Origin of the sequence: Streptomyces arenae (genome assembly GCF_022343545.1) — a bacterium.
Taxonomy (GTDB): Bacteria; Actinomycetota; Actinomycetes; order Streptomycetales; family Streptomycetaceae; genus Streptomyces; species Streptomyces humi.
This window is the reverse complement of record NZ_JAKQYH010000045.1, coordinates 66,182-87,921: the sequence shown is the minus strand read 5'-3', so window position 1 is coordinate 87,921 and position 21,740 is coordinate 66,182. Positions and strand designations below refer to the sequence as shown.

Here is a 21,740-nt window from a genome sequence, read left to right as displayed (position 1 = left end):
CCAGCGCCGCTGCCGGCCGCATGCCGCCCCGCGGCACGCCAACCCGCAACACCTCCACCGCCCTCGGCCCCTCCTCCACCCGCCTCACACCACGCCCAAGCACCCCCGCCGCTCCCCCGACCGCCTCGCACCACGCCCAAGCACCCTCGGCCCCGCGCGCGCCGCACTCCGCCCCGCCCCACCGCGAGCCCACCGACGCCCCGCCCCACCGGGCGAGCCCCACCGACGGCCCAGCCCACCGCGAGCCCCGCCGGTGACCCGGTCCGAGTGATCTCCGTCGCGACGGGAACCCGGGCCCACGCTCCGGTCGTTGGGCGTCGTGAGAAGTCGGTGAAAGTCCTGCCGGGGGTGATTTCGTTCTCTCTTCGGCAGGGGTCCGCGGGTGAACGGTCCGGGTGGGGTTATCACGGAGCGGGAAGGGGGTGGTGGCCGGTGCGAGCGATCCGCGGCCTGTGGCGCTGGCGGCGCAATCCGCTGCGCCGCTCGACCGACCTGATCGAGGCCTGGGTGGCCCTGGTGACACTGGTGCTGATCGCGGTGGCCGCACCACTGTTGGGCGTGGTCGTGGGCGCCGCCGCCCAGGGCGCCCTCCAGCGGTCCGTCCGCCAGCAGCAGCACGACCGGCACCTCGTCGTGGCCACGGTGGTGCGCAGACTGGGCAGTGCCCCGGTGGAGCCCGATCCCGACACCACCAGCGCCCACGACACCCGCAGCCGGGTCCTCGCCGACTGGACCGGACCGGACGGCAGCCATCGGCACGGCCCGGTCCTCACGACCCTCAAGTCCCCCCACAAGGGCGACCACTTCGACGTCTGGACGGACCCGCACGGCCTCATAACGGCCCGCCCGCTGGACTCCACGACGGCGACGACACACGCCGTGCTGGCCGGCTTCGGCGCCGCCCTGCTCACCGCGGGGCTGGTCGACAGTGCCCGACGGCTGATCGTCTGGCGCATGGTCCGCCGCAGATACGCGCGCTGGGACCAGGCCTGGGACCGGGCGGGTCCGGACTGGGGCAAGGCAGGCACGGGCAGCTGACGGCCTTTTGTCTCTGGTCAACCCACCGCCTCGGCGCACGCTACGGTGGACCGGCCGAAGCGCATTCGGCATCGACCCGCGCGCGAGCGAACCACAGGGGCGAGCACCGTCCGCGGTACCGCCCCGAGACCAGCGAGCGATCTGTACGACGAGGTGGGGGCACGGCAACGCCATGGCACAGGGCACGGTCCAGGTGACGCACACCGGCACATCGCGGTGGCGACGCCGCACGGGTGAGTACCCTTCGCTCGCCGCCGCCCTGGAGGCTGCCGCCGACGGCGACGTCCTCACGGTCGCGCCCGGCACCTACCGCGAGAACCTCGTCGTCCAGCGCGCCGTGACGCTGCGCGGCCCGGAGGGCTCGCCCGGCTCGGTCCGGATCGCGCCCGCGGACGGGGTGCCGCTGACCGTGCGCGCCTCGGCGGTCGTACAGGACCTGCATGTCGAGGGCCAGGACGCGGCGGCACCCGCACTGCTGGTCGAGGAGGGCACGCCCGAGCTGCTGGACGTACGGATCGTCACCCGGTCCGCCGCCGGGATCGAGGTCCGTGGCGGTGCCCGGCCGACCGTGCGGCGGTGCACCGTGGACAACCCGGCCGGCATCGGCATCGCCGTACTCGAAGGCGGCGGCGGGGTGTTCGAGGAGTGCGAGGTGGTGGCGGCCGGCCAGGCGGGCGTGGCGGTGCGCGGCGGCGGCCACCCGCGGCTGGACCGCTGCCGGATCCACCACGCCTCGGGCACCGGTGTGACGGCCACCGGGGAGGGCTCCGCGCTGGAGGCGGTGGGGTGCGAGATCTACGAGGTGCGCGGCTCCGGCGTGCAGGTCACCGCGCGGGCCACGGCGCATCTGACCGACTGCGACGTGCACCGCACCACCGGCGACGGCGTCACGCTCGACACCGACGCGGTGCTCACCCTCGCCGACTGCCGTATCCACGACATCCCGGAGAACGCGGTCGACCTGCGTTCGCGTTCGGTGCTGACGCTGACCCGCACGACGGTGCGTCAGTTCGGTCGCAACGGGCTGTCGGTCTGGGACCCCGGGACCCGTGTCGACGCCAACCAGTGCGAGATCTTCGACAGCACCGGTGACTACCCCGCGGTGTGGGTGAGCGACGGCGCCACCGCCGTCCTGGACTCCTGCCGGGTGCACGACGTGCCGGACGCACTGTTCGTGCTGGACCGCGGGTCCCGCGCGGACGTCGTCGACAGCGACCTGTCGCAGGTGCGCAACACGGCGGTGTCGGTGAGCGACGGGGCGACCGCGCAGCTGGACGACTGCCGGATCCGGGACGCGGCCACCGGTGCCTGGTTCCGCGACCACGGCAGCGGCGGCACCCTCAACAACTGCACGGTGGACGGCACCCAGACCGGGGTGATCGTCACCAAGGGCGCCGATCCCACCATCGAGCGGTGCTCGGTGGACTCCCCCGCGGAGGCCGGCTTCTACGTGTCGGCGGGCGGCCGGGGCTCCTTCCTGAACTGCCGGGTCACGGGCAGCGGCGGCTACGGCTTCCACGTGATCGACGGCTGCCGTACGACACTGCGCAAGTGCCGCACGGAGCGGTGCGCGCGCGGGGGTTACGAGTTCGCGGAGGGCGGAGCGGACGCGGACCCGGGCACCGGACCCGTGGTCGAGGACTGCACCAGCGACGAGAGCGGCAGCCTGCGGCCGTCCACCGCGCGGGAGACGGCCGTGCAGACGTCGTACCAGTCCCCCGGCCTGCTGGGGGCGATCCCCGGTCAGCGCAGCACCGAGCAGGAACCCCTGCTCACCCCGGCGGCCCCCGAGGAGCCGGCCCGGACCTCCACGGCCGTGCTGGGTGAACTCGACGCGCTGGTCGGGCTGGACAGCGTCAAGCGCGAGGTGCGGGCGCTCACCGACATGATCGAGGTCGGCCGCCGGCGCCAGCAGGCCGGGCTGAAGGCCGCGTCGGTCAAGCGGCACCTGGTCTTCACGGGCTCCCCCGGCACCGGGAAGACCACGGTCGCCCGGCTCTACGGTGAGATCCTCGCCTCCCTCGGCGTGCTGGAGAAGGGTCATCTGGTCGAGGTGTCCCGGGTCGACCTGGTCGGCGAGCACATCGGTTCCACGGCGATCCGCACCCAGGAGGCGTTCCAGCGGGCGCACGGCGGTGTGCTGTTCATCGACGAGGCGTACGCCCTGTCGCCGGAGGACGCCGGGCGGGACTTCGGCAAGGAGGCCATCGACACGCTGGTGAAGCTGATGGAGGACCACCGGGACTCGGTGGTGGTGATCGTCGCGGGGTACACCGAGGAGATGGAGCGCTTCCTCTCGGTCAACCCCGGTGTGGCGTCGCGTTTCTCCCGGACCATCACCTTCAGCGACTACGGCCCGGAGGAGCTGCTGCGGATCGTGGGGCAGCAGGCCGACGAGCACGAGTACCGGCTGGCGCCGGGTGCGTCCGAGGCGCTGCTGAAGTACTTCACGGCGATCCCGAAGGGCCCCGCGTTCGGCAACGGCCGTACCGCGCGGGGGACCTTCGAGGCGATGGTGGAACGGCACGCGAGCCGAGTGGCCCAGCTCGCCGACCCGACCACCGACGACCTGACCCTGCTGTACGCCGAGGACCTGCCCGAACTCGCCTGATCACGCGGTCGGCCGCGGTCCGGGCAGGTCCGGGCGCAGGCGCGCCAGCAGCCGTTCCCGTTCCTCGGCGAAGGCCGGGTCGGCCTGGTAGTCGGAGTGCCCCAGGATGGGGGCGGGGAGCGGATGGCCCGGCGTGCGTCCGTAGGCGAGGGGGTCCTTGAGGGGCGGGTGGTCGACCTCGGGGCCGTCGCCGCCCGCGATCCGGACGGGGCCGCCGATGGGGTCGGTGGGCCGGTAGAGGTTGCGCCAGCAGGCGACGTCGCGGTGCAGGGCGCCCAGCTGGGCCGGGCCGAAGTGGGCCGGGAACCAGCGGCCGTACAACCGCTCCAGTGGGGAACCGTACGTCAGCAGCGCGACCCGCGCGCGTACCGGCGGGGTCAGCTGCCAGGCCGCGGCGGCCGCGAGGACGCTGCCCTGGGAGTGGCCGGAGAGGACCAGCCGGCCGCCGGTGCGGCGGGTCCAGGTGTCCATCCGCCAGGTCAGGTCGGGCACCGCGCGCTCGGCGTAGCAGGGCGGGGCGAAGGGGTGGGCGGCGCGCGGCCAGAAGGTGCCGACGTCCCAGAGGATGCCGATGGTGCGCCGGGCGGCGGCGTCCTTGTAGGCGCGCCGGCCCCAGGTGACGAAGAGTATGAAGCCGAGCCCCACCAGCCAGGAGCCGAGCGCCTGTGAGGCCTCGGCCGCGCCGTGCACCGGCGCGTACGTGCGGTCGGCGGCCCCGTCCGGTGTCTTCCCGGTGGCCAGGGCGCCCGCCAGCGCCCCGGCGCCCAGCACCAGCGTGGTCGCGCACAGCACGGTGACCACGAACGGCGTCCGGTCGGTGAGGACGGCCATGGCCCGGACCCGGGCGATCCGGCGGGTGCGCGCGATGTCCTCCGGTTCCCCGGGATGCTCCCGGTCCACGGCGGTCCGGTCGGCGCGGCTGAGCCGTGACGTGCGCCAGGACAGCCAGGCGACGGCGGCGAGGAGCACCACGAGGACCGGCGGAATCACCGAGGCCTGCCAGGTCAGCAGCACCGGCGGGCCGGGGATGGAGGCGCCCGTGCCGTCCAGCCAGTCGGCGACCCGCTGTGCGACCCCGCCCGACATCACCCCGCCCAGCGCGCAGGCCAGCAGCGCGACCGCGGGGCCGCCCAGGCCGCGCATCGCGGCGCGCGGATCGGGGAGCCTGCGGTACAGGTCGAGGGCGACCAGGCCGAGGGCGACCACCAGCGCGCCCTGGGCCAGGGCCAGGCCGCCGAAGGTGGTGTCCCCGGCGAGCCGCCCCGCCGAACGCCATCCCGGCCGGGACCAGGCGGCGTACAGGGTGACCAGCACCAGCAGGGTGAGCGCGACCAGGGGCAGGCGTCGTACGAGATGCCGGTCGAGTTCCTGGTCGGGGAGGTCCTCGGTGCGGCCCCGGCGGCAGACCACCCACACCACGGCCACCGCGCCGGCGACCAGCGCGCCGGTCAGCAGCCGGCCGAGCGCGTCCAGTACGGCGGCTCCGCCCGGCCGGCGGTCGAAGGCGGCCGCCGGTGCGAGGACGGCGGCGGCGACGGTGAGCAGGCCGGCGGCGGTGTGGGCGGCGCGCAGCCGGGCGACCAGCCGGCGCCCGTACCAGAAGCCGGGGCTGCCCAGCGAGGTGTGACCGGGTTCGGCGTCGAGGGTCATGGGCCGGGTGGACTCGTAGGCGCTCCAGGTGCGGTGCGAGAGGTACCAGAGCAGGACGGTCAGCGCGGTGGGCGCCAGGGCGGCCAGGGCGAGCCGCCGGCCCGGGACGCTCCACCAGCCGCCGTGCGAACCGGCCGGGGAGAGGAAACCCAGCCAGGAGTGCCGGCGGGCGCAGGCCGTGACCCCCGCGCACTGCCAGGCGGTGAGGTCGAGGGCCACCTCGCAGGCGGCGGCGACGAACAGCACCGTGAGGGTGAGCCCGGCGAGGCGGACCAGCAGGCCGTAGAAGCGGACGGTACGCGGCCGGTCCTGGGCGGCGGGGCGCATCCAGTGGGCGAGGTTGACCACCATGAACGGCAGGAGCAGGAGCCACAGGGCGCGGGAGGCGTTGCCGGAGGTCAGGTTGCACCAGACGTAGGCCTCCGGCACCGGGCGGTCGCGGTAGTCGCCGGGCCGGGACTCGGCGTCGACGTCCTCGGCGCGGCGGAAGACGGCGGCGGTGCCGTCGCCGGTGATCCGGACCGTGCGCGGATCGTCGAGCATCTTGCCGGGCGTCGTACCGCCGACGCCGTGCACGAGCAGTTCCAGGTCGATCTCCGGTAAGCCGGCCGGGGCCGTGCCGGCCCGGCGGGCGGGCGCGGGATCCTTCGCTGTCGGCCGCCCGGCGGGACCGCCGGCGGTGCGTTCTGGCGCGCGTTCCACTCTTCTCGCACTTCCCCCGTGCCGAGCCGATGATCTGTGTCGGTGCGCGTTCCAGGATCTCCGATCCCGGTGTGACGCACACCACTTCTTACGGAATCTCCCCGTTGTGTGTGACACCTGGTGCAACACGTGGTGACCGAATGACATGTGCGCAGCGACACAGGGAGTGGCGCAACCGGTGTGGTCCCGTGAAAGGATGGGGCGCCCGCGCACCGGAACCGAACGGAATCGCCTGGTCGGAGCTGGTACGCCGGACATGTCGGACGGTTGAGGCGAGAGGACCGGAGCGTACGTGAGTGAGAACCAGAACCTCCTCGCGGAGCAGCGCCGCGCCCTGATCCTGGACGAGGTCCGGCGCCGGGGCGGCGTACGGGTCAACGAGCTGACCCGCAAGCTCGGCGTCTCGGACATGACCGTGCGCCGGGACCTGGACGCGCTGGCCCGCCAGGGCGTGCTGGAGAAGGTGCACGGCGGCGCGGTGCCGGTGGTCGAGGCGAGTACGCACGAGCCGGGGTTCGAGGCCAAGTCGGGCCTGGAGCTCACGGCCAAGGAGGACATCGCCCGGGCCGCCGCCGAACTGGTCGTGCCGGGGACGGCGATCGCGCTGTCCGGCGGCACCACGACGTACGCGCTGGCCCACCAGCTCCTGGAGGTCCCCGACCTGACCGTGGTGACGAACTCGGTGCGGGTCGCGGACGTCTTCCACGCCGCGCAGCGGGTCTCCGGACAGCGGCAGGGCGCGGCGACCGTGGTCCTGACCGGCGGGGTGCGCACCCCGTCGGACTCGCTGGTGGGGCCGGTGGCCGACCAGGCGATCGCCGCGCTCCACTTCGACCTGCTGTTCCTCGGCGTGCACGGCATATCGGTGGAGGCGGGGCTGTCCACGCCGAACCTGGCCGAGGCGGAGACCAACCGCCGGCTGGTGCAGTCGGCGCGCCGGGTCGTGGTGGTCTCCGACCACACCAAGTGGGGCACGGTGGGACTGAGTTCGTTCGCCAAGCTGGAGCAGGTCGACACGCTGGTCACGGATGCCGGGCTGCCCGCGGACGCGCGCGCGGAGATCTCCGAGCATCTGCGCCGGCTGGTGGTCGCGGGCGAGACGGAGGACTGACCACCGGACGGGCAGACATCTGACGGTACGCCAGTTATCGTGACGGGTCCGGTCAACCGCCTTCCCGGTCAAGGGGGTTCACGCCCATGCCGCGTCGTCTGCGCCCCGTGGGGCTCGACTTCGTCGAGACCGCGCCCGTACGCCTGGTGTTCGCCCGGGAGATGTCCGCGCCGCCCGACCGGGTCTTCCAGGCGCTCAACGACGACGTACCCGGCTGGGCGGAGTGGTTCGCCGCGGTGACGCACGCCGAGTCCGTGGACGACGGCGCCGGCCGTGCCATCCGGCTCAAGGGCGGCGGCCGCTTCCGGGAGACGGTCATCGCGGCCGAGAAGCCGGAGGTGTACGCCTACCGGGTCGACCTGACCAACGTGCCGGGCGCCCACGCCATGGCCGAGGAGTGGCGGCTCACCCCGTCCGGCGCCGGCACCCGCGTGCGGTGGACCTTCGCCGTGGACGGCACGGCGCCGTTCCGGCTCGCGGTCCGGGCGGCACGCGCGGGCCTGGGCCGGGCGTTCCGGGACGCGGTCACCACACTGGACCACCGGCTTTCGGAGACCGACCGACCCTCAACCGACCGACCCTCAACCGACTGACCCTCAACCGACTGACTCTCAACCGACTGACTCTCGACCGACTGACCCTCAGTCGGGCCAGACCCCTGTACGCAGCAGCGACTCGATCGCCGTCGTGTACGGCGTGAGGTCCAGCCCCTGTTCCGCCACCCACGCGTCCGAGTAGTACTTGTCCAGATAGCGGTCCCCCGGATCGCACAACAACGTCACCACGCTGCCGGTGCGCCCCTGCGCCACCATCTCGGAGACGATCTTCAGCGCGCTCCACAGGCCGGTGCCGGTGGAGCCACCCGCCCGACGGCCGATCGTCCGCTCCAGTGCCCGTACCGCGGCCACGCTCGCCGCGTCCGGCACCTTCATCATCCGGTCGATGGCGCCCGGGACGAAGCTCGGCTCCATGCGCGGCCGGCCGATGCCCTCGATCCGGGAGCCGCAGTCACAGGTGACGTCCGGATCATCGGTGGTCCAGCCCTCGAAGAAACAGGAGTTCTCGGGGTCGGCGACACAGACGCGGGTGTCGCGCTGGGTGTAGTGGACATAGCGCGCGAGCGTCGCCGAGGTACCGCCGGTGCCCGCCGTGGCGACGATCCACGCCGGTTCCGGGAACCTCTCCAACTCCAGCTGGCGGAAGATGGATTCGGCGATGTTGTTGTTGCCGCGCCAGTCCGTGGCCCGCTCGGCGTAGGTGAACTGGTCCATGTAGTGGCCGCCGGTCTCCGCCGCCAGACGTGCGGACTCCTCGTACATCTTCCGGGAGTCGTCCACGAAGTGGCACTGCCCGCCGTGGAATTCGATGAGCCTGCACTTCTCGGCGCTGGTCGTGCGTGGCATGACGGCGATGAAGGGCACGCCGATCAGCTTGGCGAAGTACGCCTCGGAGACGGCCGTCGAGCCGCTGGACGCCTCGATCACGGGGCGGCCCGGCCGGATCCAGCCGTTGCACAGGCCGTACAGGAAGAGGGAGCGGGCCAGCCGGTGCTTGAGGCTGCCGGTGGGATGGGTCGACTCGTCCTTGAGGTAGAGGTCGATGCCCCACGCCTCGGGCAGCGGGAAGCGCAGCAAGTGGGTGTCCGCCGAACGGTTCGCGTCCGCCTGGACCTTGCGGACGGCCTCTTTCAGCCAGTCACGGTAGGCGGGGTCACTGCGGTCGGCGTCGAGGGTGGCGCCGGTCCGGATCTGCTGGGTGGTGCTCACGACAGGGCTCCTCACACGTCGCGCCGACGACGCCCTAACGCGGCCGACGCATCGATCATAGACATCTTCCACACGCTTCTCACCTGCATAAACGCATCTTTGGGCGACCCAAAGGCACCCCTGGGGAACACCCGGGGGCAAGCCGGAGGGCGAGCGGGACGCACGCGGGAGACGTGGCGCGATCTTTTCGGGGGGCGCATTGCGCCGAGTGCTCCGAGCGCCCCCGGCCCGGCGGTCCGTGCGTACTGGTGCTCCTCGCCGGGGGCGGGCAGACTGCGACCCGACGGGACGAACGTCCCGAACGGGGGCGCACACTGGATCACGACACGAGCCGGAGCAGGCCGGCCGGGGCCACCAGCCGCCGGGCCGGCCACCGAGGCAGTCGAAGGGGCGGGGCACGATGGCGGAGCCGGAGTTCACGGCGACGGGCGTACGGATCGACAAGCGGCTGCGTTCGCTCACCCGGGCCGGACAGGTCCGGATAAGGGACGGCAGGCTGCAGCTGCTGACGAGTTACGGCAGCGAGATCGACAGCGCGCCCGTGCAGGCGGTACGAGCCTCCAAGCCGTGGTTCGCGTCGGAGGACCGGGCCCTGGCCGACCTCAACGGCCAGCGCTACTCACTCACCCTGGGTGACCACGACCCGGCGCCGGGCGAGCCCGGGCCACCCGCCGCGCGCCGCTTCATCGAAGCGGTACGACGGGCCGCGGGACGGGACCGCTGACCACGGCGAGTTGCGGGACCGTACGCGCTGGGTCACGCTTGTCACACGTCACTCTGGGTCTACCGGCGATAACGCTGCGAACCAGCCCGCCGGCCACGACAGCAGGCGGCCCCGTGGACGGCGCCTCGCTGGATCCGTTCTCCCGTGTTCTTCCGGACCTCACGTCGGGGAGTCGCAGCCGTGATCAAACACCCAAGCAGACACTGCTCGGTGGAGCTCCAAGCCTTGCCCTCGCGGATCGGTCAGGTCCGCAGAATCGTATCTGCGCAATTGCGCTACTGGCGTCTCGACCCGCTCATCGACCGGGCCGCGCTCGGTGTGACCGAGCTGCTCACCAACGTCCACCGGCACGCCCAGCCGGACAAGAACTGCACCGTGGAGATCGAGCTCCAGCTCGACCGGCTCACGGTGTCGGTGCGCGACCACGATCCGCGCCTCCCCGTGGTCGGGGAAGGCACGGCCGCCGCACCCATGGCCACCTGCGGCCGGGGGCTGGCGATGGTCGCCGCGGTCAGCGAGAGCTGGGGGGTGCGGCCGCACGACGACGGCAAGGTCGTGTGGTTCACCTTGCCGGCGCCGACGGCCACCGCGCAGGCGACCCGGCCGCCGCACCGTGCGGCCGAACCGGTGCCCCGCAGGATCGTGGAGGCGGAACCCGCGACCGCGGGCATGCCGACCCCGGCCCACGCGATGGCCGGCTCCCCGGCCGCCGCACACGCGAGCGCCGGATCCCCCGCCGCCGTACACGCGACCACCGGCCCCCCGGTGGCCGCCGGGGCTTCCGCGCCCGCTGCCACGCACACGGCCACCGGTGTCTCCGCTGCCGGACATGCTCCCGCCCGCTCGGCTGTCGTCAGTTGAGCGGGCGGTGAGGCTTCTCGCCGGGGTGCCGCTGCGCGGCTACTCCACGGCGACGGCCCGCAGGACGTCCAGGCGCGCCGCCCGGCGGGCCGGGCGCAGGGCCGCGAGGGCGCCCGCCGCCAGTCCGACCAGCGCCACGACCGCCAGTCGGACCGGCGGGACGGCGAAGGCGAACGCGGTGTCGCTCGCGCCGTCCGACGATGCCCTGACCAGGACCCAGCCGAGGAAGGCACCGAGGCCGATACCGCCGGCGGTGCCGAAGGCGGCGACCAGGACCGACTCCCAGCGGACCATCGCGCGCAGCTGGGCGCGGGTCTGGCCGACCGCCCGCAACAGGCCGAGTTCGCGGGTGCGTTCGTGGACGGCCAGGGTCAGGGTGTTGGCGATGCCGAGCAGCGCGATGAGGACGGCCAGGGCCAGGAGCGCGTAGACGAGGGTCAGCATCATGTCGATGCCGCCCGCCGAGGACCGCGCGTACTCGTCCCGGGTCTGCACCTGGGGGTCGCCGTACCGCGCGGTCACCGCGGCGACCGCCGCCCGGCCCGCGGTCGTGCCCACGCCGGGCTTCAGGGTGACGGCCACCAGGGTGTCGGAGTCCTGGATCGCGTGCGGAGCCCAGGCCGCTCGGGTGATGACGTAGTCGCCGGCGAGTTCGGACCGCCCGTACACCGCGCGGACGGTGAAGTCCTGCCGCCTGCCGTCGGTGAACGTGAGGCGGGCGGTGCCGCCGGGACGCAGGTGCTGCCGGTCGGCCTCCGTCCGGGTGACGGCGATGCCGTCGGCGCCGAGCCCGGTGAGGGAGCCCTGGACGGTGCCGAGGTCGAAGGTGCGGGCCAGGGCCGCCGGATCGGTCACCGTCAACGCCCGGCCCCTGCCGTCGACTTCGGCGACGCCCCGGCCGAGTCCGACGGCGGTGTCCACCTCGGGCAGCCGCTGGACCGCCGGCGCCAGGCGAGGGCTGAGTCCGCTGCCGCCCGCGCCGTAGGACGGGTTGCTGACGGCGAGGTCCCCCGCGAAGGACCGGGAGACGGTCTGGTCCATCGTGGCTTTCAGGGACGCGCCTAACACCGTGAACAGCGAGACGACGGCGACGCCGATCATCAGCGCGCTCGCGGTGGCGGCGGTCCGCCCGGGGTTGCGCAGTGCGTTGCGCCGGGCGAGGGCGCCGGTCACGCCGCGCAGCCGGTCCAGCGGTCCGCCGAGGAACCGTACGGCGGTGGTGGCGGCGACCGGGCCGAGGACGACGAAGGCGACCAGGGCCAGCAGGGCGCCGAGGCCCGCCGTCCAGACGGACGCCGTGGCCAGGACGCCGGTCAGGGCGAGGGCGACGGCCAGGGCGCCGAGGCCCGCTCCGGCGACGGCGCGGCGGCCGGAGGCGCCCGAGGAGTCGACGGCGGTCTCGCGCAGGGCGGCCAGCGGGGCGGTGCGGCCGGCGCGGACGGCGGGCAGCAGGGCGGAGCCGAGGCAGACCACGACACCGACCGCGAACGGCAGGGTCATCGAGAGTGTCCTGACGACCAGGCCCCCGCCGGGGAAGGGGAAGCCGATCGCCGGGAAGAGGATTTGCAGCCCGGCGGCGATGCCGGCACCGCCGGCGAGTCCGGCCGCGGACGCCGTCAGGGCCACCGCGCCCGCCTCGGCCAGGGTCGCCGCGGTCACCTGCCGGCGGGACGCCCCGAGCGCGCGCAGCAGGGCGTTCTCGCGGGTGCGCTGGGCGACGACGATCGCGAAGGTGTTGTGGATGGAGAAGGTCGCGACGAGCAGGGCGACCCCGGAGAAGACGAGCAGGAAGGTGGTGAAGACGGTCAGGAACTGCCCGGAGATCATGTCGGTGTTCTCCTGCGCCGACTCCTGGCCGGTGATCGCCTCCACTCCCCTGGGCAGCACCGGAGTCAGGCGTCGGACCAGTTCCCGCTGCCCGACCCCGGGGGCGGCCCGCACCAGGATGCCCGCCGCCTCGCCCGGCTTCGCGGTGAGGTACTTCTCGGCGTCGGCGCGGGTCATCCCGGTGAAGGTCACCTGTGCCATGCCGTCCTCGCCGCCGAAGGTCGCGAGGCCGACGACGGTCACCCTGACGGGGTCGGGGGTACGCAGCACGGTCGTGTCGCCGATCTTCAGGCCGCCTCTTCTCGCGGCGCCCCGGTTGACCACGACCTCCCCGGACCTGACGGGGGCGCGCCCTTCGGCGAGCCGGTAGGAGTTGAGCTCCGGGTCGGTGATCCAGTTGCCGGCCAGGGTGGGCGGGCCCTTGCCGCCGATGGGCTCGCCGTCGGCGCCGACCAGTTGGCCGGCGCCCCGGATGTCCGGGACGGCGGCGGCGACGCCGGGTACCCGCTGGACGGTCCTCACCAGGGACGTGCGGACCGGCTGTCGTACGCCCTGGGCCTCGCCCGGGGTGGTGATGGCGTCGGCTCCGCGCACCACGGCGTCCGTGCCGGCGGCGGCCTCGCCGAACATCGAGCCGAAGCTCGCCCGCAACGTGTCCCCCATGACCATGGTCCCGGCCAGGAAGGCGACCCCGAGGAAGACCGCGAGGAACGTGCCCGCGAACCGGCGCCGGTGTGCGCGCAGGGAGGACAGGGTGAGCCGTACGGAGGCGTTCACGACCGCACCTCGAAGGCCTTCAGCCGGTCCAGCACCCGGTCGGCGGTCGGGGACTCCATGCGGTCCACCAGGCGTCCGTCGGCGAGGAAGACGACCTCGTCGGCGTGGGCGGCGGCCACCGGGTCGTGGGTGACCATCACGACCGTGCGGCCCGTCTCGCGTACCGCGTCACCGAGCAGACCGAGGACCTCCGCGCCGGAGCGGGAGTCCAGGTTGCCGGTCGGCTCGTCGGCGAAGACGACCTCGGGGCGGCCCGCGAACGCCCGTGCCACGGCGACGCGTTGCTGCTGTCCGCCGGAGAGCTCGGCGGGCCGGTGGCGCAGCCGGTCGCGCAGCCCCACGACGTCGACGAGCGCGTCGATCCACTCCGGGTCGCCGCCGATGCCCGCCAGGTCCAGCGGCAGGGTGATGTTCTCCGCCACGGTCAGTGTCGGCACCAGGTTGAACGCCTGGAAGACGAAGCCGATCCGGTCGCGGCGCAGCAGCGTCAGCCGCCGGTCGTCGAGCGGGCCCAGTTCGGTGTCGCCGATGTACGCGGCGCCCGAGGTGAGGGTGTCGAGACCGGCCGCGCAGTGCATCAGGGTGGACTTCCCGGAACCGGAAGGACCCATGATCGCCGTGAAACGGCCCACCGGGAACGCCAGGTCCACGCCGTCGAGGGCGTGGACGGCGGTGTCGCCGCCGCCGTACACCTTCACGGCACCCACCACCCGGGCGGCGGCCCGCACCTCGGTCGTCGTGGTCATGCGGCACCGTCCTTGCCGATACGGCCGAAGTGCTCCTCGAGGACGGACAGCCTGCGCCAGTACTCGTCCTCGTCGATCTCGCCGGAGGCGAAGCGGCGGCCGAGGACCGCGAGCGGCGAGTCACCGGACGGCCGCCCGGTGTCCGCCGGGAGCCAGGGTGCGCGGCGCCCGCGCCAGCCGGTGCGGCGCAGGAAGGTGACGGCGCCGATCACGACGGCCGCCCAGATCAGCGGGAAGAACAGGATCCACGGGCCGGGTCCGCCGTCCCAGTTCGCCAGGGTCTGCATGTCGGTTCGACTCCTCCGTCGGCAGGTCTCGTGCGATGCCTAGAGCCTGTGTCCGGAGAGGGGTCCGGGTCGTCGTGCGGCCGACGACAGTGGCCGTACGTCGCGGGGAGTACGCGGCGGCGGCCGCTCTGCTCCCGGAGGGTCTGGCGTTCTGTAACTACTAGTATGTACAGTCCTCGTGTGAGCACGTCGGAGCGGTTGATCGAGGCCACGCGTGAGCTGCTGTGGGAACGCGGATACGTCGGCACCAGCCCCAGGTCGATCCTGGAGCGCGCCGACGCGGGCCAGGGCAGCATGTACCACCACTTCAGGGGCAAGCCCGAGCTGGCGCTGGCCGCGATCCGGCGCACCGCCGAGGAGTTGCTGGCTTCCGCCGAGGGCCTGCTCACCGGGCCCGGCACGCCGTACGAGCGGATCGAGGCGTATCTGCGGCGCGAACGCGACGTGTTGCGCGGCTGCCCCGTCGGGCGGCTGACCATGGACCCGGAGGTCATCGCCAGCGACGAACTGCGGGCACCGGTCGACCGGACGCTCGACCGGATCCGGGAGCTGATCGCCGGGATCGTCGAAGAGGGCAAGGCGCAAGGGCAGTTCGGGCCCCAGGTGGACGGCGGGGAGATCGCCGCGACCGTCCTCGCCACCGTCCAGGGCGGTTACGTCCTGGCCCGTGCCTCCGGTTCACCGGCCGCTTTCGACGCCGGGGTGCGCGGACTGCTGTCCCTGCTGAGGAGTTGACGTCACGACCACCGAGAGGAAGCCCCCGGTATGCACGCCCTGCAGTACGAGTTGACCCTCCCGGCCGACTACGACACCGGTATCGTCCGCGACCGGGTGGCCCGCGTCGGGCATCTGCTCGACGACTGGGACGGCCTCGGCATCAAGGCGTACCTGCTGCGCGAGCGCGGTGTGCACGGCTCGCCGGTCAACCAGTACGCGCCGTTCTACCTCTGGAACACCGTGGAGGGCATGAACCGCTTCCTGTGGGGAGGCCCCTTCCAGGGACTCGTGAACGACTTCGGGCGGCCCGCGGCCCGGCAGTGGACGGGGCTCGGGTACGAGGAGGGCACGGCGGCCGGCGCACCGGCGGCGTTCGCGGTACGGCGGCGCGAACCCGTGCCCGACGGGGTCGAGTTCGCCGAGCTGATGGCGGACGTGGTGCGGCAGACACGGCGGACCGCGGACGAGGACGGCGCCGTGCTGGCGGCGGCCGCCGTGGACCCGGGCCGCTGGGAGCTGGTCCGCTTCTCGCTCTGGGCACACGACGCTCCGAAGGCCGAGGGGGACGTGTTCCAGGTGCTGCACCTGTCGGCACCCGGCCGGCACCGGCTGCCACCAGGCCGGCAGTGGTGAGCGGCGGCTACCGCAACGCCGCCAGCGGGTCGTCCAGCACCGGCTGCCAGGCCAACTCGGCAGCCCCGACCAGGCTGTTGTGGCTGAGCGTGCACGGCAGGATCGGCACGCTGCCGCTCTGCCCCCACAGACTGCGGTCGGCGACGACCGCGCGCAGCCGCTCGGGGTCGGCGTCCAGCAGGGTGCGGTGCAGGCCGCCGAGGATGATGCGGTCGGGGTTGAGGATGTTGACCAGTCCGGCCAGACCCAGACCGAGACGGTCGATCAGGGCCTCCGCAGCCCCGCGGACGGTGGGGTCGCCGTAGTGGCCGCGGACCAGGTCCTCGGCCTGCCGCAGCAGCGACACCTCGGGTCCGGGCTCGCGGCCCGCCTCGATGAGCAGGGCGAGGGGATCCGCCTCGACGTCCAGACAGCCCCGGCTGCCGCAGTGGCAGGGGCGCCCCTCGGGGTTGACGGTGAGGTGGCCGACCTCCAGGGCCAGTCCCGAACTGCCGGTGTGCAGACGGCCGTCCAGGACCAGCGCGCCGCCGACTCCGCGGTGGCCGGTGGCCACGCACAGCAGGTCCCGGGCGCCGCGGCCCGCGCCGTGCCGGTGCTCGGCGAGCGCGGCGAGGTTCACGTCGTTGCCCGCGAAAGCCGGGCCGGTGATGCCGGCCGCGCGCACGCACTCCGCGAAGATCCGGCGTACCGGGGCGCCCACCGGCCAGGCCAGGTGCAGGGGGTTGAGGGCCAGGCCCTCCGGTTCGGCGACCGCGGACGGCACGGCGAGCCCGGCGCCGACACAGCGCAGACCGGTGCTCCGCAGCAGTCCTGCACCGGCCTCGACGACCGAGCCGAGCACCTTCGCCGGGTCGGCGTCGACCGTCTCGCAGCCGGGGGCGGTGGCGACGATACGGCCGCCCAGACCGACGAGCGCCGCGCGGAAACCGTCGGCGTGCACCTGGGCGGCGAGCGCGACGGGGCCGTGCTCGGCGACCTCCAGCCGGTGCGAGGGGCGGCCCTGGGAACCGGCGGCGGCACCGGGGTGGGCGTCGACCCTGATCAGGCCGAGCGCCTCCAGTTCGGCGGCGACGGCGCCGGCGGTGGCCCGGGTGACGCCGAGTTCCGCGGTCAGGACGGCGCGGGTGGGGGCGCGGCCGGTGTGCACGAGTTCCAGGGCGGGGCCGAGTGCGCCGCGTCCTCTGTCCAACCGGGGTTTCGAGGTTCCGTTCCCCGTCGGGCCGGGGGACACCTTGCCGCTCATGAGAGGGAGTCTGCCATGATCCTCCGGAGGGTCCGCCTCCCAGGTGCGGCGCCGTCCGGGCTGGTCGCGCAGTTCTCCGCGCCCCTTTGGGGCGCTTCTCAGCTGAGGCCGGTCAAAAACCGCTCACTCTCAGCGTGACGTTCAGACGCCCGGTCAGGCCCAGGTCCGCCGGTGCCGTGCCCGGATACACCTTCGGCACCCCGTGAAAGGCGAGCCGTGACTCGCCCCCGAACACGAACAGGTCCCCCGACCGCAGCTCCACGTCCGTGTACGGCTTGCCCCTGCTCTCCACGTTGCCGAAGCGGAAGACGCACCTGTCCCCCAGACTCAGCGACACCACCGGCGCGTTCGAGCGTTCGTCGGCGTCCCGGTGCATGCCCATGCGGGCGTCCGCGTCATAGAAGTTGATCAGTGCGATGTCGTACGACAATCCGCCGACCGCCGCCGGACCCAGCGCGTCGGTGACCGCGCCGCGGGCCAGTTCGTCGAGCCAGGCCGGGAACGGCTTGACCGGGCTGCCGTCGCCGTCGACGACCGTGCGGGCATAGGCGTACGGGTGCCAGTGCCAGCCCAGGCAGACCTGGCGGGCGGTCATGGTGCCGCCACCGGGTGTGCGGACCGTGCGCAGTCCTGCGGGCGGCCGGGCCCAGTCACGGCAGGCGGCGAGGAGCTCACGCTGACGCTCCGCGCTCAGCCAGTCCGGGACGTGCACGGCGCCCGGCGCGACCTGGGCGCACGCCCTCGGGAACAGCTCGTCCTCCATGCCCCCATCCTGCCCGACCCGGCCTGAGCTGGGGTTCCGCTAGCCTGGACGCACGATGAGCGACCGTATGACGACTCCGTGGGGCGAGGTCGAGCTGTCCCGCTTCCCCGAGGACCCGCGCGACCGGCTGCGTGCCTGGGACGCCTCCGACGCGTATCTGCTCCGGTATCTCGACCGGGAGCGGGTCCGCACGGACGGCACGGTCGTGGTGCTCGGCGACCGCTGGGGCGCGCTGGTCACGGCGCTGGCGGAGCACCGGCCGGTGCAGATCACCGACTCGTACCTGAGTCAGGAGGCGACCCGCGTGAACCTGGCGCGGGCGGGTGTCGAGCCGGGTGCCGTGCGGCTGCTCACCACCCAGGACCCGCCGCCGGACCGGGTGGACGTGCTGTTGGTGCGGGTGCCGAAGAGCCTGGCGCTGCTCGAGGACCAGCTGCTGCGGCTGGCGCCCGCCGTGCACGCGGGCACGGTCGTGATCGGCACCGGCATGGTGAAGGAGATCCACACCTCGACGCTCCGGTTGTTCGAGCGGATCCTCGGGCCGACCAGGACCTCGCTCGCCGAGCAGAAGGCCCGGCTGATCCACTGCACCCCGGACCCGTCGCTGAAGCGCCCGGAGAATCCGTGGCCGTACAGCTACGCGCTGCCCGACGGCGTCGGCGCGGTCTCCGGGCGTACGGTCGTCAACCACGCCGGGGTGTTCTGCGCCGACCGGCTCGACATCGGCACGCGGTTCTTCCTGGGGCATCTGCCGGAGCGCGGCCGGCGCTTCGTGGACCTGGGGTGCGGCAACGGGGTCGTCGGAACGGCGGTGGCGCTGGCCGATCCGACGGCCGAGGTGCTGTTCGTCGACGAGTCGTTCCAGGCGGTGGCGTCGGCCGAGGCCACCTACAAGGCCAACGGGGTGCCGGGGCACGCCGAGTTCCGGGTCGGGGACGGGCTCGCCGGGGTCGCGGCCGGCAGCGTGGACGTGGTCCTCAACAACCCGCCGTTCCACTCCCACCAGGCGACCACCGACGCCACGGCATGGCGGATGTTCACCGGGGCGAAGCGGGCGCTGCGGCCGGGCGGCGAGCTGTGGGTGGTCGGCAACCGGCACCTGGGCTACCACGTGGCGCTGCGCCGCCTGTTCGGCAACAGCCGACTGGTCGCGAGCGACCCCAAGTTCGTGGTGCTGAAGGCGGTCAAGCGGGGTTAGGCGCCCCAGGTGGCGCCCCCGTTCCGCCGAAGGCCGGGTGGGTTAGGGTCGCGGAGAGGACGAGGAACGGAGGCGGCGGATGTCGCGGGACGCCCGCTGGAAGGCGCTGCTCGAGCTGCTCGTGGAGCACGGCCGCCTCGAGGTCGAGGAGGCGGCGGCCGAGCTGGCGGTGTCGGCGGCCACGATCCGCCGGGACCTCGACCAGCTCGCCGAACAGCAGATGCTGGTGCGCACCCGGGGCGGCGCGGTGGTGCACGGGGTGTCGTACGAGCTGCCGCTGCGCTACAAGACCGCGCGGCGGGCCTCGGAGAAGCAGCGGATCGCCAAGGCGGTGGCCGAACTGGTCGCGCCGGGCGAGGCGGTGGGGCTGACCGGTGGCACGACCACCACGGAGGTGGCCCGCGCCCTGGCCGTGCGCGGTGACCTCACCTCCGGCACGCCGGCGCTGACGATCGTCACGAACGCGCTCAACATCGCCAACGAACTCGCCGTACGGCCCCAGTTCAAGATCGTGGTGACCGGCGGGGTGGCGCGCGCCCAGTCGTACGAACTCGTCGGACCGCTCACGGACGGGGTGTTGGGCCAGATCACCCTGGATGTGACGGTGCTCGGAGTGGTCGCCTTCGACGTCGGACACGGCGCCGCGGCCCATGACGAGGCGGAGGCCGCCGTCAACCGGCTGCTGTGCGAGCGCGCGGCCCGGGTGGTCGTCGCCGCCGACTCCAGCAAGCTGGGCGGCCGGGCGTTCGCCCGGATCTGCGCGGCCGAACTGGTCGACACGCTGGTGACGGACACGGCGGCGGCACCGGAGACGGTGCGCGGGTTCGAGGAGGCCGGGATCCGGGTCGTCACCGTGTGACTCGGCCGCGTCCCCTCACATACCGCTGGTCTCCGCGCTGACGAAACCGGCGCCCCGCTGGTCGTTGCAGCCGAACAGGGGCCGGCCGGCCGGGTCCGGCCAGCTCTGCTGCGCCTGGAGGGCGACGCTCACCAGCGTCAGCAGCAGGTCGACGTCGCTCGTGGCGTCGAGCCGGATGGTCACCCACTGCGAGCCCGGGACGATCCGGATCGCTCCCGTGCTCTTGAGGTTCTTGGCGAAGTGCCGAATGGCATGGGTCGTCAGACGCAGGTCCACGTCACGGTCGGAGTGGAAGTGCGCGATCTCGCCCTGCGTCGAACTCACGGCCTGGCCCAGACCGCAGCTCGGCACGGCCTGGGTCAGGTCGGGCCAGGTCGCCAGTTGCGCCAGAGCGCGCGAGGCCAACGTCATGGGCCCATCATGGACCGCTCACTCTGTGGTAACCAACCAGCGAGCAGTTATTAACCGAGCTGTTGCCGGACCCGGTCCGAACACAGACGCCCGGAGCGAGTGAACATCCGCAGGATTTCAGCGGTTCGAGGGACGTGGAGGCACCTGCCGGGCGTCCGGGACGGCCGCGGCCGACGGCACGCGTCACGCGCGCCTGGCACCGCCGGCCGCGAACGCGTCGGCGGCGTCGAGGTCGAAGTCCCCGTGGTCGCTGCCGAGTCCCTGGGCGACCAGTGCCGCCACGGCGTTGCCGAGCACGGCGGACTCGAACGGCGCCCGGCCCAGTCCGATGCCGTAGACGAATCCGGCCGAGAACGCGTCACCGCAGCCGGTGGTGTCCACGACGTCGACCTCGAACGCGGGAACCGCTTCGGTACCGTCGGCGGTGACCAGCAGTGCCCCGTCGGCGCCGCGGGTGACGGCGACCAGCCCGGCCCCGGCGCCGACCAGTTTCTTCGCGCCGGCCACCAGGTCGTCCTCCTCGGAGAAACCCAGCACCTGGTCGTCGTTGGGGAGCAGGAGGTCGATGTGCGGCAGGGCCGCGGCGATCTGCTCGAAACTGCCGAACACGCCGGGTGCGAGCAGGTCCACGGAAGTCGTCACACCGTGCTCCTTGGCGAAGTGCAGGATCCGCGCGGCGACGTCGACCCCGATCAACTCCGGTCCGCCGAGGTGCAGATGACCGGACTCGGCGATGGCGTCCCAGGGCACGTCGTCGAGGCCGTAGGTGACGTTGGCGCCGAGCAGGTGGAGGGAGGGCCGGTCGCCGGTGGAGCTGATGGGCAGCACGCTGGCCGAGGTGTTGGTGTCGGTGCGGCGGGCCAGGAACTCGGTGCCGATCCCTGCCCCGCGGAGCAGCCGCACCAGCATGTCACCGGTGGCGTCGGCGCCGATCGCCCCGGTGGTCTGCACCGTGGCGCCGAGCTTGGCGAGCGTGAGGGCGGTGCCGCCGGCCGTCCCGGCGGCGGTCATCCTGATGTCCTCGACCAGGGTGGCGCCCTGCCCCTCGGGTATCGCGTCCACCGGCCGCACCAGTACGTCCAGCACGTGCACGCCCATCGTGACGACTCTCATGGCTTGCCCTCCTCCAGGGATCGGGTGGTGCCGTAGTTCCGTGCGATTGCGGCCTCGATGACCGCGAGTTGCTGGTGCTCGTCCAGGACCCGGGGCTTTCCGAGAGCCGCCGCGTGCTGGTAGACCCCGCAGGCCCATTCGAGCAACAGGGCGTTCTCGACGGCCTTGTCGAGGGTCGGGCCGACGGTGACCGAGCCGTGGTTGGCCATCAGGGCGGCGCTGCGGCCGTCCAGCGCGGCGAGCACCGAGGCGGCGAGTTCCGGAGTGCCGAAGGTGGCGTACGGCGCCACCCGCACGGTGCCGCCCAGCGCGAGCAACTGGTAGTGGATGCAGGGAAGTTCGTCGAGCACGCAGGAGAGGGCGGTGGCCATCGGGGCGTGCGTGTGGACGACCGCACCGGCGCCGTAACGCCGGTAGACCCCCAGGTGCAGGTCCAGTTCGGAGGTCGGTCGCAGGGTCCCGGCGACGACCTCGCCCGCCAGGTCGACCACCGTCACCTGGCCCGCGGTGAGGTGGGCGAGCACGGCTCCGGTCGCGGTGACCGCCACCCGGTCCCCCACCCGCACGCTGACGTTTCCCGCCGTTCCGACCAGCAGTCCCGCGGCGCCCAGACGGCGGCAGACGTCCGCCACCGCGGCCCGCTCCTGCACCAGCGCGGAGCTTGAGTCCGTCATGGCCGCGACGGTAACCTAAACCTGAAACA

20 protein-coding genes are annotated in these 21,740 nt (G+C 73.3%); 10 read left to right on the top strand and 10 right to left on the bottom strand.

Annotated features, from left to right (window positions below):
• Positions 1–432 precede the first annotated feature (432 nt).
• Together MB828_RS20035 and MB828_RS20030 are read left to right on the top strand one after the other, a co-directional pair.
• Positions 433–1,038: an Rv1733c family protein gene (locus tag MB828_RS20035; RefSeq protein ID WP_301649434.1), complete on the top strand. Its 606-nt coding sequence runs from the start codon at positions 433–435 to the stop codon at positions 1,036–1,038.
• Between the two features lie 172 nt (positions 1,039–1,210).
• Positions 1,211–3,649 carry a right-handed parallel beta-helix repeat-containing protein gene (locus tag MB828_RS20030; protein WP_301649401.1) on the top strand — a complete coding sequence of 813 codons (2,439 nt, stop codon included), beginning with the start codon at positions 1,211–1,213 and terminating at the stop codon, positions 3,647–3,649.
• Here MB828_RS20030 and MB828_RS20025 read toward each other — a convergent pair whose 3' ends face one another.
• On the bottom strand, positions 3,650–6,001 hold the full coding sequence (locus MB828_RS20025) for a hypothetical protein (RefSeq protein WP_430381400.1): 2,352 nt from the start codon (positions 5,999–6,001) through the stop codon (positions 3,650–3,652).
• Between the two features lie 292 nt (positions 6,002–6,293).
• Between MB828_RS20025 and MB828_RS20020 the strand changes: the two genes are divergently transcribed.
• Both MB828_RS20020 and MB828_RS20015 read left to right on the top strand, forming a co-directional pair.
• Entirely contained in the window at positions 6,294–7,112 is an 819-nt protein-coding gene (locus MB828_RS20020) for a DeoR/GlpR family DNA-binding transcription regulator (protein ID WP_133025027.1), read from the top strand.
• An 86-nt stretch (positions 7,113–7,198) separates the two neighbouring features.
• A complete protein-coding gene (locus tag MB828_RS20015; RefSeq protein ID WP_301649400.1) occupies positions 7,199–7,705 on the top strand; it encodes an SRPBCC family protein in 507 nt (168 codons plus the stop codon).
• Positions 7,706–7,753: 48 nt separating this feature from the next.
• On the opposite strand, the gene MB828_RS20010 is transcribed toward MB828_RS20015, so the two are convergent.
• A complete protein-coding gene (locus MB828_RS20010) occupies positions 7,754–8,878 on the bottom strand; it encodes a PLP-dependent cysteine synthase family protein (RefSeq protein WP_301649399.1) in 1,125 nt (374 codons plus the stop codon).
• Between the two features lie 400 nt (positions 8,879–9,278).
• On the opposite strand from MB828_RS20010, the gene MB828_RS20005 reads away from it, so the two are divergent.
• Together MB828_RS20005 and MB828_RS20000 are read left to right on the top strand one after the other, a co-directional pair.
• Complete coding sequence (locus MB828_RS20005; protein WP_301649398.1) at positions 9,279–9,602, top strand: hypothetical protein; 324 nt, start codon at positions 9,279–9,281, stop codon at positions 9,600–9,602.
• A gap of 180 nt (positions 9,603–9,782) precedes the next feature.
• Complete coding sequence (locus MB828_RS20000; protein WP_301649397.1) at positions 9,783–10,463, top strand: ATP-binding protein; 681 nt, start codon at positions 9,783–9,785, stop codon at positions 10,461–10,463.
• A gap of 39 nt (positions 10,464–10,502) precedes the next feature.
• On the opposite strand, the gene MB828_RS19995 is transcribed toward MB828_RS20000, so the two are convergent.
• From MB828_RS19995 to MB828_RS19985, 3 genes are read right to left on the bottom strand one after another with little or no spacing between them, the layout of a single operon-like run.
• Positions 10,503–13,067, bottom strand: coding sequence for an ABC transporter permease (locus MB828_RS19995; protein ID WP_301649396.1), 2,565 nt, complete (start codon positions 13,065–13,067; stop codon positions 10,503–10,505).
• Entirely contained in the window at positions 13,064–13,813 is a 750-nt protein-coding gene (locus MB828_RS19990) for an ABC transporter ATP-binding protein (RefSeq protein ID WP_301649395.1), read from the bottom strand. Before MB828_RS19990 ends, MB828_RS19995 begins: the two co-directional genes overlap by 4 nt.
• Positions 13,810–14,100, bottom strand: a complete 291-nt coding sequence (locus tag MB828_RS19985; protein ID WP_301649394.1) for an SHOCT domain-containing protein — start codon at positions 14,098–14,100, stop codon at positions 13,810–13,812. Before MB828_RS19985 ends, MB828_RS19990 begins: the two co-directional genes overlap by 4 nt.
• 165 nt (positions 14,101–14,265) lie before the next feature.
• On the opposite strand from MB828_RS19985, the gene MB828_RS19980 reads away from it, so the two are divergent.
• Together MB828_RS19980 and MB828_RS19975 are read left to right on the top strand one after the other, a co-directional pair.
• Positions 14,266–14,835, top strand: coding sequence for a TetR/AcrR family transcriptional regulator (locus tag MB828_RS19980; protein ID WP_301649393.1), 570 nt, complete (start codon positions 14,266–14,268; stop codon positions 14,833–14,835).
• A gap of 30 nt (positions 14,836–14,865) precedes the next feature.
• Positions 14,866–15,450: a DUF4865 family protein gene (locus MB828_RS19975; RefSeq protein ID WP_301649392.1), complete on the top strand. Its 585-nt coding sequence runs from the start codon at positions 14,866–14,868 to the stop codon at positions 15,448–15,450.
• A gap of 7 nt (positions 15,451–15,457) precedes the next feature.
• Here the strand turns inward: MB828_RS19975 and MB828_RS19970 are convergent, their stop codons facing one another.
• Positions 15,458–16,693 carry an ROK family protein gene (locus MB828_RS19970; RefSeq protein ID WP_133025019.1) on the bottom strand — a complete coding sequence of 412 codons (1,236 nt, stop codon included), beginning with the start codon at positions 16,691–16,693 and terminating at the stop codon, positions 15,458–15,460.
• A 112-nt stretch (positions 16,694–16,805) separates the two neighbouring features.
• A complete protein-coding gene (locus MB828_RS19965; RefSeq protein ID WP_301649391.1) occupies positions 16,806–17,456 on the bottom strand; it encodes an alpha-ketoglutarate-dependent dioxygenase AlkB family protein in 651 nt (216 codons plus the stop codon).
• 67 nt (positions 17,457–17,523) lie between these two features.
• On the opposite strand from MB828_RS19965, the gene MB828_RS19960 reads away from it, so the two are divergent.
• Positions 17,524–18,654 (top strand): methyltransferase, encoded by a 1,131-nt coding sequence (locus MB828_RS19960; RefSeq protein WP_301649390.1) that lies wholly within the window; start codon positions 17,524–17,526, stop codon positions 18,652–18,654.
• 79 nt (positions 18,655–18,733) lie between these two features.
• Entirely contained in the window at positions 18,734–19,513 is a 780-nt protein-coding gene (locus MB828_RS19955) for a DeoR/GlpR family DNA-binding transcription regulator (RefSeq protein WP_301649389.1), read from the top strand.
• 15 nt (positions 19,514–19,528) lie between these two features.
• Here the strand turns inward: MB828_RS19955 and MB828_RS19950 are convergent, their stop codons facing one another.
• The 3 genes from MB828_RS19950 to MB828_RS19940 all read right to left on the bottom strand — a co-directional run bounded on the left by MB828_RS19950 (position 19,529) and on the right by MB828_RS19940 (position 21,711).
• A complete protein-coding gene (locus MB828_RS19950; RefSeq protein ID WP_165941547.1) occupies positions 19,529–19,924 on the bottom strand; it encodes a luciferase family protein in 396 nt (131 codons plus the stop codon).
• A gap of 183 nt (positions 19,925–20,107) precedes the next feature.
• Entirely contained in the window at positions 20,108–21,037 is a 930-nt protein-coding gene (locus MB828_RS19945; RefSeq protein WP_301649388.1) for a carbohydrate kinase family protein, read from the bottom strand.
• Positions 21,034–21,711 (bottom strand): class II aldolase/adducin family protein, encoded by a 678-nt coding sequence (locus MB828_RS19940; RefSeq protein WP_301649387.1) that lies wholly within the window; start codon positions 21,709–21,711, stop codon positions 21,034–21,036. The genes MB828_RS19945 and MB828_RS19940 overlap by 4 nt, the downstream gene beginning before the upstream one ends.
• Positions 21,712–21,740: the final 29 nt, after the last annotated feature.

Bases quoted from the DNA above. Each gene is read 5' to 3' on its own strand.
- MB828_RS19945 (WP_301649388.1), bottom strand. From the start codon at position 21,037: ATGAGAGTCGTCACGATGGGCGTGCACGTGCTGGACGTACTGGTGCGG.
- MB828_RS19970 (WP_133025019.1), bottom strand. From the start codon at position 16,693: ATGAGCGGCAAGGTGTCCCCCGGCCCGACGGGGAACGGAACCTCGAAA.
- MB828_RS19955 (WP_301649389.1), top strand. From the start codon at position 18,734: ATGTCGCGGGACGCCCGCTGGAAGGCGCTGCTCGAGCTGCTCGTGGAG.
- MB828_RS19985 (WP_301649394.1), bottom strand. From the start codon at position 14,100: ATGCAGACCCTGGCGAACTGGGACGGCGGACCCGGCCCGTGGATCCTG.
- MB828_RS20030 (WP_301649401.1), top strand. From the start codon at position 1,211: ATGGCACAGGGCACGGTCCAGGTGACGCACACCGGCACATCGCGGTGG.
- MB828_RS19990 (WP_301649395.1), bottom strand. From the start codon at position 13,813: ATGACCACGACGACCGAGGTGCGGGCCGCCGCCCGGGTGGTGGGTGCC.
- MB828_RS20015 (WP_301649400.1), top strand. From the start codon at position 7,199: ATGCCGCGTCGTCTGCGCCCCGTGGGGCTCGACTTCGTCGAGACCGCG.
- MB828_RS19965 (WP_301649391.1), bottom strand. From the start codon at position 17,456: ATGGAGGACGAGCTGTTCCCGAGGGCGTGCGCCCAGGTCGCGCCGGGC.
- MB828_RS19960 (WP_301649390.1), top strand. From the start codon at position 17,524: ATGACGACTCCGTGGGGCGAGGTCGAGCTGTCCCGCTTCCCCGAGGAC.
- MB828_RS19950 (WP_165941547.1), bottom strand. From the start codon at position 19,924: ATGACGTTGGCCTCGCGCGCTCTGGCGCAACTGGCGACCTGGCCCGAC.
- MB828_RS19940 (WP_301649387.1), bottom strand. From the start codon at position 21,711: ATGACGGACTCAAGCTCCGCGCTGGTGCAGGAGCGGGCCGCGGTGGCG.
- MB828_RS20005 (WP_301649398.1), top strand. From the start codon at position 9,279: ATGGCGGAGCCGGAGTTCACGGCGACGGGCGTACGGATCGACAAGCGG.
- MB828_RS19980 (WP_301649393.1), top strand. From the start codon at position 14,266: ATGTACAGTCCTCGTGTGAGCACGTCGGAGCGGTTGATCGAGGCCACG.
- MB828_RS19975 (WP_301649392.1), top strand. From the start codon at position 14,866: ATGCACGCCCTGCAGTACGAGTTGACCCTCCCGGCCGACTACGACACC.